Source organism: Kitasatospora sp. NBC_00374, from assembly GCF_041434935.1.
In the GTDB taxonomy this organism is placed as follows: domain Bacteria; phylum Actinomycetota; class Actinomycetes; order Streptomycetales; family Streptomycetaceae; genus Kitasatospora.
Genome location: NZ_CP107964.1, coordinates 8,277,144 through 8,288,665 on the forward strand (window position 1 = coordinate 8,277,144; position 11,522 = coordinate 8,288,665).

The following is an 11,522-nucleotide window of genomic DNA, read 5'->3' on the forward strand; positions in this document are numbered from 1 at the left end:
GGTATCCTCCAGCGCACAGCCCGAGCTGCCAACACCGGGCCGCCCGCCGGCCCGAGGAACGGACGAACGCATGCGCCTGGCGGACATCGATCTGCTCGACCCTCGCGCCTTCGGCGCCGGCCCGCCGCACGAACTGTTCGCCCGGCTGCGCCGGGAGGCCCCGGTCCACCTGCACACCCGGGAGCAGGGGCCACCGTTCTGGGTGCTCACCCGGCACCAGGACGTGGTCCGGGTCTCCCGGGACGTGGCCGGATTCTCCTCGGCCCGCAACGGGGTGTTCCTCGACGAACAGCCCGAGGCGGTGCGGGGGCCGGGCCGGACGACCCTGGTGAACCTGGACCCGCCGGACCACACCCGGTTGCGGGGCATCGTCGGAAAGGCGTTCACCCCTGCGGCGGTGGGCTCGCTGGCACAACGGATCCGCACGCTCTGCACGGTGACCCTGGACCGGATCTCGGAGCGCGGTGAGTGCGACTTCGTCCGAGAGGTCGCCGCCGAGCTCTCGCTGGCCGTCCTCGCGGACATCCTCGGCTTCCCCGACGCGGAGGACCGCCGCCGGGTCCACCGGCTGACCAAGCTGCTGGGCGACCCGTTGGAGCAGGCGTTCCCGGACGTCACCATGCGCGCCACCCTGCAGCTCTTCGAGTTCGCCGGAGATCTGGCGGCGTGGCGGCGGACGGATCCCGGCGACGACCTGGTGAGCGTGCTCACCCAGGCGCGGGTGGACGGTGAGCCCTTGACGACGCGGCAGTTCGAACTCTTCTTCCTGCTGCTCGCCACGGCCGGACACCTGACCACGCAGTACCTCATCTCGGGGGCCATGCTCGCGTTCTTCCAGCACCCGGCGCAGTGGTACCGGCTGATCGACGAGCCGGGACTGCTGGACACCGGGGTGGACGAGATCCTGCGCTGGGTCTCGCCCGTCATGCAGTTCCAGCGGACCGCCACCCGGGACGTGGAGCTCGGCGGCCGGCGGATCTCGGAGGGGGACCGGGTCGCCATGTACTACGTCTCCGCCAACCGCGACGAGACGGTCTTCGAGAACCCCGACCGCTTCGACCTCGCCCGCTCCGCCTCCAGCCAGGTCAGTTTCGGGGCCGGGGGCCCGCACCACTGCCTGGGCAACAACCTGGCCCGGCTGGAGATCCGCATCCTGTTCGAGGAGCTGGCGCGCCGGATGCCGGACCTCGAGCCGGTAGGTCCCGCGGAGCACCTGGGCTCCACCTTCGTCAACGGGATCAGGTCGATGCCGGTGCGGTTCACCCCGACCCCGCCGGTACGGCGGCGCCCGAGAGGCTGAGCGCCGCCCCTCGGGCGGTCCGTCACCGCGCGTCCACGCCCTTCGCGGTGAGTATCCCGTGCGCGGCCCCGATCGAGGTCAGCGCCTTGATCTCGGCCGCGGAGAGGGTGATGCCGTACACGTCCTCCAGCGCCACGACGAGCTGGATGTGCACCCGGCTGGTCCACTGGCCGGTGTTGTGCGGCGCGGTGTCGTCGGTGATCTCCTGCTCCGGCAGGTCGAGGACGGCGGCGAACAGCTCGTGGATCCTCATCAGCCCTGCACCTCCCACCAGAACGCGCCGGCCGTGGCACCGCCGGGAGTGTCGAAGACCCAGGTGTGGTCGAGGAACGCTGCCAATTCATCTCCTTGCACGGGGTGCTGAAGCACCAGGACGTCGGGCCGGTCGGCCTGGACGGTCGCGCAGGCGGCGGTGTCGCCGCTGAGGTAGGCGCAGTCGCCCAGCGCGGCCCCGCTCTCGTGGGCCGCCCCGTCGAGCTGCTGGGACGGGGGCCGGCCGTCGGTCCGGACGGTGACGCCGGCGGCGGACAGCGCCGCGAGCCACGGCCCGCCGCTGTCCGGGGCCGCGGACACGTGGACCCGCCGGCCCTGGCCGGCCAGCGACCGGACGGCGGCCGCCAGCATCCCGGCGATCGGATCCTGCTCACCGGCCGTGAACGGGGTGCCGTCGACCACGACGACGCCGGGGTACCCGCCCAGCAGCGCCGAGAGCTGACGGGCGAGACACGTCCCGAGGACGGCGAAGAACTCGGCGGTGTAGGGGATCCGACCGGCCTGCTCGCTGATCGGGTCGCTGTACTCCTCGACCCCGTAGAGCTCGAGCATCGGCTCCAGGTCGAGGCAGACGACGCCCTCGATGCCGGCCAGCCCGGCCGTCAGCCGGGAGCGCCACGAGGCCTCGACCTCGGCCCACGGGGCCGCGGCCGGGCAGAGCACCACCACGAACGGGGTCGGGCGGCCCTGCTGGAAGGCGGCCAGCGCCTGGAGGAACTCGTCGGCGACCTCCAGCTCCTCACCGCCCGGGCCGGTCCAGTCCTCCACCCGCAGCAGCGCGGCGTTCACGCCCTCGCGGTTGGCGGCCATGGCACCGGCCGGGTCCAGCAGCTGCTGGAAGACCTGGTTGTAGGGCGCGAACTCGACCGAGAGCGGGAGGTCGAGCTGCTCCGCCCAGTAGGTCAGCGACTCCCGGACCGGGTTGGCGGTGAAGGTGGCGCTGACCACGAGCGGGATCTCCGGTGCGGCCTCGGCAGCCGGCGGGCATGCCGGCGCGGGTGCCGGCTCGGGGCGGCCGGCGGCCAGCGGGAGGTCCGCGATCGGCACCGACGGGTCCGCCAGCACCGCGGTGAGCACCTCCCGGAAGCTCGCCAGCAGCCAGTCCACGGTGGCCTCGTCGAACAGCTCGGTGCTGTAGTCGAGGGTGCCGGCGAGACCGTCCGGCCCGTCCTCCATGGCCAGGTTGAGATCCATGAAGACGTCGCCCGGGTGGACGTCCAGCGCGGTCACCTCCAGGCCGCCGAGCGCGGGGGACATGGCCAGGTCGTTGGTGTAGACGAACATCACCTGGAACAGCGGGTTGTGGGCCAGCGTCCGGTCCGCACCCAGGTCGGCCACCAGCTTCTCGACCGGCAGGTCCTGGTGGTCGTAGGCGCCGATCACCGCGTCGCGGACCCGGTGCAGCACCTCGGTGAAGGCCGGCTCGCCGCCGAGATCGGTGTGCATCACCGTGATGTTGGCGAAGAAGCCGACCAGCGGCTCCAGTTCGGGGACGTTCCGGCCGCCGACCGGCACGCCGAGGACGATGTGCTCCTCCTCCGCCCAGCGGTGCAGCAGCACCTTGAACGCGGCCAGCAGCATGACGAAGACGGTCACGTCCTGCTGCCGGCTCAGCGTCTTCAGGGTCTCGCTGATCTCGGGCCCCAGCCGGAAGACGGCCTGCTCGCCGCGGTGTGTCGGGATCGCCGGACGAGGACGGTCGTACGGCAGCGCCAGCACCGGCGGTGCGCCGGCGAGGGTCCGCCGCCAGTAGTCGAGCTGGCGCTCGACCACCGGGCCGTCCAGCCAGCTCTGCTGCCACAGCGTGAAGTCGGCGTACTGGACCTGGAGTTCGGGAAGATCCGCCGGAAGCCCGGTGCAGTGGGCGTCGTAGAGGGCGCCCAGCTCCTTCGCCATCACCCCGATCGACCAGCTGTCCGCGACGATGTGATGAGTCGTCAGCAGCAGGATGTGCTCGGTCCCGTCGACTCGCAGCAGGGTGGTGCGCAGCAGGAGGTCCTCGGCGAGGTCGAAGGGGCGGCGCGCCTCCTCGCGGGCCAGCCGCTCCACCGCGGCCTGCCGTTCGCCCGCGGGTAGGCCGGACAGGTCCGTCAGCGGCAGCGGGACCGACCGGCGCTCCGCGGCGAGCTGGACGGGTACGCCGTCCGCCTCGGTGAAGGCGGTGCGCAGGATCTCGTGCCGGCGGACGATGTCCTCGAACGCCCGGGACAGCGCCTCGGGCCGTAGGACACCGGTCAGCCGCAGGGCGGCGGACAGGTGGTAGGAGGCTGTCCCGGGATTCATCAGCTCGAAGAACCACATCCGCTGCTGCGCGAAGGACAGCGGTACGGCGCCTTCGCGGCGGGCCGGCCGCAGCGGCGGGACGGTTGCCGCGGTGGAGCCGCTCGGGGTCTCCCGCACCCGGTCCGCGAGCTCGGCCACCGTCGCCGACTCGAAGACGGTCCGCAGGGACACCTCCCGGCCCAGCGCATGGCGCAGCCGGGAGACCATCTGGATGGCCATCAGCGAATGTCCGCCGAGGTCGAAGAAGTTGTCGGTCGTGCCGACCCGGTCGAGGCTGAGCACGTCCTGCCAGATCCCGGCGATGGCCCGCTCGGTCTCGTCGCGCGGAGCGAGGTAGTCGTGCCGGGTGACCGCGGCGCGCACCGCACGGTCGTCGGCCGTACCGGGGTCGGGCAGAGCCCGGTAGTCGACCTTGCCGCTGGAGTTCAGCGGCAGCTCGTCCAGCCAGAGCAGGACGGTCGGGACCATGACCTCGGGCAGCCTGCGCAGCAGAGTGGTGCGCAGCTCGGCCGGGGTGGGCCGGGCGCCCGAGGCGACCAGGTAGGCGACCAGGAAGCGGTGTCCCGAGGTGTCCTCGTGGACGATCACGGCCGCCTGCAGCAGGGCGGGGAGGTCGCGCAGCGCGGCCTCGATCTCGCCGAGTTCGATCCGGTGCCCGCCGAGCTTGACCTGCCGGTCGACCCGCCCGAGGAAGTCGAGCCGACCGTCGGGCCGGTAGCGCACCCGGTCGCCCGTCCGGTAGAGCCGGTCGCCGTCGACGAACGGCGAGGGGACGAACCGCTCGCCGGTGAGGTCCGGCCGGCCGAGGTAGCCGCGGGCGACTCCGCTGCCGCCGATCCAGAGCTCGCCGGGCACGCCGATCGGCACCGGCGCCAACTGCGGGTCCAGCACGTACAGCCGGGTGTTGGCGACCGGCCGGCCGACGGACACCCCGTCGTCGAGGTCCTCGGCCGGCCAGGCCGTCGACCAGATCGTGGTCTCGGTGGGGCCGTACATGTTCAGCACCCGGCCGTCGGCGGCGAGCCGGCCGGCCAGTGCCGCGGGGAGCGCCTCACCGCCGACGACCAGGGTGTCCAGCTTCCGCAGCGCCTCGCCGGTCTGCGGGTCGGCGGCCAGGATGCCGGCCAGCGACGGCGTGCACTGGAGGTGGGTGACACCGTGTCGCGCGATCTGGGCGGCGACACCGTGGTCGAGGGCTTCGGCGTCCTCGGCGTCCTCGGTGGCACCGCCGCCGGCGTCCGCGAAGCGCTGCCGGACCTCGTTCAGCAGCGGCAGGGAGGCGAGGACCTGGTCGGCCGGCACACCGAAGTCGATCAGGCAGGCCAGCTCGTCGGCACCGGCCGCCCGGATGCGCTCGGCCATCGCCGTGCACTCCTCTAGCGTGCCCATCAGGGCACCGCCGTCGTAGTAGTGCTCGAAGGCGTGGTCGAGCAGCGCCTCGAGGTCCTCCTCGGTCGGCTCGCCGTCGATGCCGAGGCTGGGCGCCAGCGAGCGGACCAGTCCGAAGGACTTCGCCAGGTAGGCGCGGAACGGGCCGCGGACCGTCTCGCGCACCTCGGCCGGGTCGACCCCGACGAAGGCGTGCGCCATCAGCGCCACATGCCCCTCGCCCGGATGTCCGGCCGCCCTCCAGGCGGCGCGGTACACCGCGATCTTCTCCGCCAGCTCGGTCAGGTTCTGCCCGAGCAGGTGCGTGAGCAGGCCGACGCCGGCCGCACCGGCCGCGCGGAAGGTGTCGGGGCTGCCGGCCGCCGCGAGCCAGATCGGCAGCTCGGAGCGGACCGGACGGGGAAAGGTGCGCACCTGGATCTCGCGGCCCGCGCCGTTGCGGACCTCGACCGCCTCACCGCGCCAGAGCCGGCGGACGGTCGCCATCTGCTCGAGCATGGCGTCACGGCGCCGCTCGTAGACGGTCGGGTCCGGGGCGAGCGCGAAGTCGTCGGCGTGCCAGCCGGAGGCGAATGAGATCCCGGCCCGGCCGTGCGAGAGGTTGTCGACGACCGCCCACTCCTCCGCCACCCTGACCGGGTTGTGCAGGGGCAGCACCACGCTGCCGGCCCGGATCTGCACCCGCTCGGTGACCATGGCGAGCGCGGCCGCGGTGACCGAAGGGTTGGGGTACAGGCCGCCGAAGGAGTCGAAGTGCCGCTCGGGGGTCCACACCGCCGAGAAGCCGTGCCGGTCGGCGAACCGGGCGCCGTCGAGCATCAGCCGGTAGCGGTCGGCGGTCTCCTCGTCATCGCTGCTGACGGCGAAGTAGAACAGGCTGAAGTCGAGCGGGCGGGCGGCCGTGGCGCCCTGGGCGCCGCCTCCGGGCAGGATGTCGCCCTCGCCCTGGACGACCACCGTCCATCCGTTGGTCAGCGGCCAGAGCAGCTCCAGCGCGGCGATGTCGAACGACACGCTGGTGAGGGCCAGCCAGACGCCGCCGTCCCGAACACCGACGACCTCGTCCATCGCGGACAGGAAGTTGGCCAGCGAGCCGTGCTCGATCATGACGCCCTTGGGCTTCCCGGTCGAGCCGGAGGTGTAGATGACGTACGCCAGGTCGGTCCCGCCCACCTCGGCCGCCTCGGCGCGCGGCGCCGGCCGCCCGTCGTCCACCACGACCAGCCGCACCGGCAGGCCGGCGAACCGGTGCCGCTGGGCACGGCTGGTGACCAGCACCTGGACGGCCGCGTCCTCCAGCATGTACGCCAGACGCTCCGGCGGCAGCGCGGCGTCGATCGGCAGGTAGCCCGCGCCGGACCGCAGGACCCCGATCAGGGCGGCCACCATCTCCGGCGAGCGCTCGATGCACACCGCCACCGGTACGTCCGGGACGGTGCCCGCCGCCTGCACCCGGCCGGCCACCGCGTCCGCGGCGGCGTCGAGTTCGGCGTAGGTGAGCCGGCGGTCGCGGAACACCACGGCGGGGGCGTCCGGGGTGAGCCGGGCCTGGCGGCGGATGCGCTCGTGCGCGGGGAGCGACTCCTGCTCGCGCTCGGTGGCGTTCCAGGCGCCGAGCACGGTCTCCCGCTCGGCCTCGGGGAGCAGCGGCAGCAGGCCGACCCGGCGGTCGGGGTCGGCGGCGACCGCCGTCAGCAGGGTCTGCCAGTGCGAGAGCAGCCGACGCATCGTGTCGCCGCGGAACACCTCCGCGTTGTACTGGACGCTGACGCTCGGTTCGCCGTCGGCCTGGACGAACTCCAGGGTCAGGTCGAACTCGGTGGCAGCGCGGCTGCTCGGCAGCGGTTCGACGGCCAGCCCGGGCAGGTCGAGCGGGGACATCGCGGTGTTCTGGACCACGAAGAGCGCCTGGAACAGCGGCGGGCGGGCCGGGTCCCGGCGCGGCTGGAGCACCTCCACCAGCTGCTCGACAGGGGTGTCCTGGTGCTCGTAGGCGCCCAGAGCGCTCTCCCGGACCCGGGCGAGCAGCTCCAGGAAGGTGGGGTCGTCCGACAGATCGGCGCGCAGCACCAGGGTGTTGACGAAGAAGCCGATCAGGTTCTCGACCTCGGCCCTGGTGCGGTTGGCGATGGGCGAGCCGACCAGGGTGTCGGGCTCGCCGGTGTATCGGGACAGCAGGACGTGGAAGGTCGCGAGCAGCACCATGAAGCGGGTGGCGCCCGCCCGGCGGCCCAGCTCGTCCAACTCGGCGACCAGGTGCGCCGGGAGGACGAGGGTCTCCTGGGCACCGAGATGGCGGCTGGTCGCCGGACGGGGCCGGTCGGTGGGGAGTTCGAGCAGGCTCGGAGCGCCGGCCAGCTGTCCGGTCCAGTAGTCGAGCTGGCTCTGCAGCGCCTCGCCCTCCAGCTGGGACTGCTGCCAGCGCGCGAAGTCGCCGTACTGGACCGGCAGGGCGGGCAGGGCCGTCGCCGACCCGTCACCGCCGGCCCGGTAGAGCGCCGCCACCTCCTTGAGCAGCAGGTCCACCGACCACATGTCGGCGATGATGTGGTGGATGGTCAGGACCAGCACGTGCTCGTCCGGGCGGACCCGCAGCAGGGTGGTCCGGAGCAGCGGCAGCCGGGTGAGGTCGAACGGGCGGGCGATGTCGGCGGCGGTCAGCCGGCGCAGCTCGTGCTCGCGCTCGTCCTCGCCCAGCGAGCCGAGATCGATGACGGGAAGCGGCAGGTCGAGGTGGTCGGCCGGGAGCTGCACCGGCACGTCGTCCACCAGGCCGAAGCGGGTGCGCAGGATCGCGTGCCGGCCGGCGACGGCCTGGAAGCTGCGTCGCAGCAGCCCGGTGTCCAGCTCGCCGGTGAGCCGCCAGGAGGCGGTCATGTGGTAGGTCGAGGTGCCCGGGTGGACCTGCTCGAAGAACCACATCCGGCGCTGCTGGGAGGACATCGGCAGCGGCTCGCCGGTGCCCGCCGGGACGATCGCCGGAGCGACGGCCCGGGCGGCGGCGGCCCGGCCGAGCAGCTCCATCACCTCGTCCCGGTGCGCCGCGAGGGCGGCCCGCAGCTCCGAAGTCAGGGCGCCGGCCGGTGCGCGGAACCGCAGCTTCCCGTCCTCGGCCCACAGGTCGACCCCGGCCTCGCGCAGCCGGGACAGCAGGTCTACGACCTTCACAGCTCCCCCTCCTCGGTGTTCTCGCCATGCTCCGGCCGGCCCTGGGCGAAGCCGGTCAACACTGCGACCAGGTCGGCCTGGGCGGCCACCGTCGGTTCCGCGAAGAGCTCGCGGAGTCTGACCTCAACGCCGAACTGCTCCCGCAGCCGGGTGGTCAGCCGGGTGCCGAGCAGGGAGTGGCCGCCGAGGCGGAAGAAGTCGTCCGCCGGGCCGATCCGCGGGACACCGAGCAGTTCCTCCCAGATGGCCGCCACCGCCCGCTGGAGCTCCGCCTCCGGGCCGCCGAAGAGCTCCTCGGCGGGCTGATCGGCCGGCCGGCCGGTCGGCGGCTCCTCGGCCCGGACGGCGGCGGGCGCCGGAGCGGCCGGCACGGTGGTCGCTCCGGGCAGCTGCGCGAGCCAGTGCCGCCGCCGTTCGAACGGATAGCGCGGAAGCGCGGTGAGGCGGGGCCGGCGGTGGACGTACTGCTGCTTCCAGTCGATGGGTGCACCGACTTCCCACAGGGTGCCCACGGCCTCCGCGAGCACCTCGCAGTCCGCGCGGGGCGAACGCGGGTGGCGCATCGAGGACACCACGGTCGCCGCCCGGTCGCCGCCCTGCCGGGCCAGCGTGGACAGGGTCTGGCCCGGCCCGACCTCCAGCAGCACCGTGTTGCCGGCCGCGGCCAGCGTCCGCAGACCGTCGGCGAACCGTACCGGCGCGAGCGTGTGCTCGGCCCAGTAGTCGGGATCGGTGGCCTGTCGGTCGGTGATCCAGGTGCCGGTCACGTTGGAGACGAACGGGATCGCCGGCGGGCGCGCGGGGATCGCGGCGACCAGCTCGCGCAGCTCGCGTGCGGCGTCCGCCATCATCGGCGAGTGGAAGGCGCGGGTGGTGTGCAACCGCCGTACGCCGATGCCGTCGGCGGTCAGCCGATCGGCCAGCTCCGCGATCCGGTCCACGGGGCCGGAGACCACGCACAGGTCGTCGGCATTCACCGCGGCGAGGGCCAGACCGTCGGCCAGTGCCGTCAACTCCCGTTCCGGGAGCTGGACGCCGAGCATGGCACCGGGCTTGGCGTGCTGCATCAGCCGGCCTCGCAGGCCCGCGAGGGTCAACGTGTCCTCCATGCTGAAGACCCCGGCCAGACAGGCCGCGGTGTACTCGCCCAGGCTGTGCCCGAGGATCGCCTGCGGCCGCACGCCCCAGGACTGCCAGAGCCGGGCCAGCGCGTACTCGACGGCGACCAGGGCGGGTTGGGCGAGCCAGGTCTCCTCGACACGCGCACCGTCGGCGAGCACCTGCGCGCGCAGGTCGGTGCCGAGCTCGGCGGCGAGGTGCTCGCAGCAGCGGTCGAACTCCGCCCGGAAGACCGGCTCCGTCCGGTACAGCCCGGCGGCCATCCGCTCGTGCTGGGCGCCCTGGCCGGGCAGCAGGAAGGCCACCGGCGGCGCGGAGTCGGGGCGCCGCTCCGCGCGTGGCCGCCGGCCGCCCTCGCCGCTCAGCGCGCGCACCGCCTCGGCACCGGTCCGGGCGACCACGTGGCGGCGGTACTCGAACGCCTTCCGGCCGACCTGGGTGGTGTAGGCGGCGTCCGCGAGGTCGAGTTCCGGGTTGTCACGCAGGTGGGCGGCGAGGTTGTCGGTCGCGTCCTCCAGCGCCTCGGCGGTGCGGGCGGAGAGCAGCAGCAGGTGTGCGGCCTCGCCGTCGTCCGCCGCGGCGCCGGCGTCCTCCCGCGCCGCCTCCTGCGGTGCCTCCTCCAGCACCGCGTGGGCGTTGGTGCCGCCGATACCGAAGGAACTGACGCCGGCGCGCCGCGGCGTTGCGTCGGCCGGCCACGGTGCGGCCTCGGTGCCGACGTAGAACGGGCTGCCTTCGATCCCCAGCGCCGGGTCGGCGGACTCGAAGTTCACGCTCGGCGGCAGCGTCCGGTGCTTCAGGGCCAGGACGGTCTTGATCAGGCCCGCGATACCGGCGGCGGCGTCGAGGTGGCCGATGCTGCTCTTCACCGACCCGATCGCGCAGTAGCCGGCGCGGTCGGTACCGGCGCGGAAGGCGCGGGTCAGTCCGGCGATCTCGGCCGGGTCGCCGAGCGGCGTGGCGGTGCCGTGGGCCTCCAGATAGCCGATGGTGGCCGGGTGCACGCCGGCCGCGCGGTGCGCCGCCCGGATCACCTCGGCCTGCCCGGCGATGCTCGGTGCGGTGTAGCCGACCTTCAACGCACCGTCGTTGTTGACCGCCGTGGCCTTGATCACCGCGTGGACGCGGTCGCCGTCGGCGAGCGCGTCGGTCAGGAGCTTCAGCACCACGACGCCGACGCCGTCGCCGGGCACCGTCCCGGAGGCGCGGGCGTCGAACGCCCGGCAGTGGCCGTCGTGGGAGTAGATGCCCTCCTCCTGGAAGTGGTAGCCCTCCTTGCTCGGGAACATCACCGAGCTGCCACCGGCGAGGGCGATGTCGCAGTCGCCGCTGAGCAGGCCCTGGGCGGCGACGTGCACCGCCACCAGGGAGGTCGAACAGGCCGACTGGACGCAGACGCTGGGTCCCCTCAGGTCCAGCTTGTAGGACGTCCGGGTGGCCAGCATGTCCTTGTCGTTGCCGATGACGAGTTCCATGAACTCGGGCAGGTGCGACAGTTCGCGCAGCGGGCGGGTCAGGTAGGTGCCGGTGCTCGAACCCGCGTAGACGCCGATGGCGCGGCCGGCCCGCTCCGGGTCGACGCCGGCGTCCTCCAGCGCGTGCCAGGCGCATTCCAGGAAGAGCCGCTGCTGCGGGTCGATGGCCGCCGCGTCCCGCGGACTGTAGCCGAAGAAGCCCGCGTCGAAGAGGTCGGGGCCGTCCAGGACGCCCTTGGCCCGTACATAGCGGGGGTTGTCGAGAACATGGCGCTCGATGCCCTCCGCCAGCAGCTCCTGCTCGGTCAGCCGGGTGACCGCTTCGGTCCCGTCCCTGAGCAGCGTCCAGAACTCCTCGGCGCTGGGCGCGCCGGGGAATCGGCCGGCGAGGCCGATCACCGCGATGTCGGAGCCGTCTGGCTGCGGCATGGTCAAAATTCCCCCGTCTTTCGGATCGTGCTCGGTGTTGCGGCCGGTCAGGCCGGTCTGCCGATGGCCGGATACGGCCGGTGCCC

General features: G+C 73.3%; 4 protein-coding genes. 1 reads left to right on the plus strand and 3 read right to left on the minus strand.

The window, feature by feature from the left end; all coding sequences use genetic code 11:
• The first annotated feature begins 70 nt into the window (after positions 1 to 70).
• Entirely contained in the window at positions 71 to 1,300 is a 1,230-nt protein-coding gene (locus OG871_RS36190; protein WP_371502633.1) for a cytochrome P450, read from the plus strand.
• A 22-nt stretch (positions 1,301 to 1,322) separates the two neighbouring features.
• Here OG871_RS36190 and OG871_RS36195 read toward each other — a convergent pair whose 3' ends face one another.
• From OG871_RS36195 to OG871_RS36205, 3 genes are read right to left on the minus strand one after another with little or no spacing between them, the layout of a single operon-like run.
• The gene (locus tag OG871_RS36195; RefSeq protein ID WP_371502634.1) at positions 1,323 to 1,553 is read right to left on the minus strand and encodes an acyl carrier protein; all 231 of its coding nucleotides are present in this window, start codon (positions 1,551 to 1,553) and stop codon (positions 1,323 to 1,325) included.
• The gene (locus OG871_RS36200; protein WP_371502635.1) at positions 1,553 to 8,413 is read right to left on the minus strand and encodes a MupA/Atu3671 family FMN-dependent luciferase-like monooxygenase; all 6,861 of its coding nucleotides are present in this window, start codon (positions 8,411 to 8,413) and stop codon (positions 1,553 to 1,555) included. Before OG871_RS36200 ends, OG871_RS36195 begins: the two co-directional genes overlap by 1 nt.
• Positions 8,410 to 11,436, minus strand: a complete 3,027-nt coding sequence (locus OG871_RS36205) for a type I polyketide synthase (protein ID WP_371502636.1) — start codon at positions 11,434 to 11,436, stop codon at positions 8,410 to 8,412. Before OG871_RS36205 ends, OG871_RS36200 begins: the two co-directional genes overlap by 4 nt.
• Between the last annotated feature and the right edge of the window lie 86 nt (positions 11,437 to 11,522).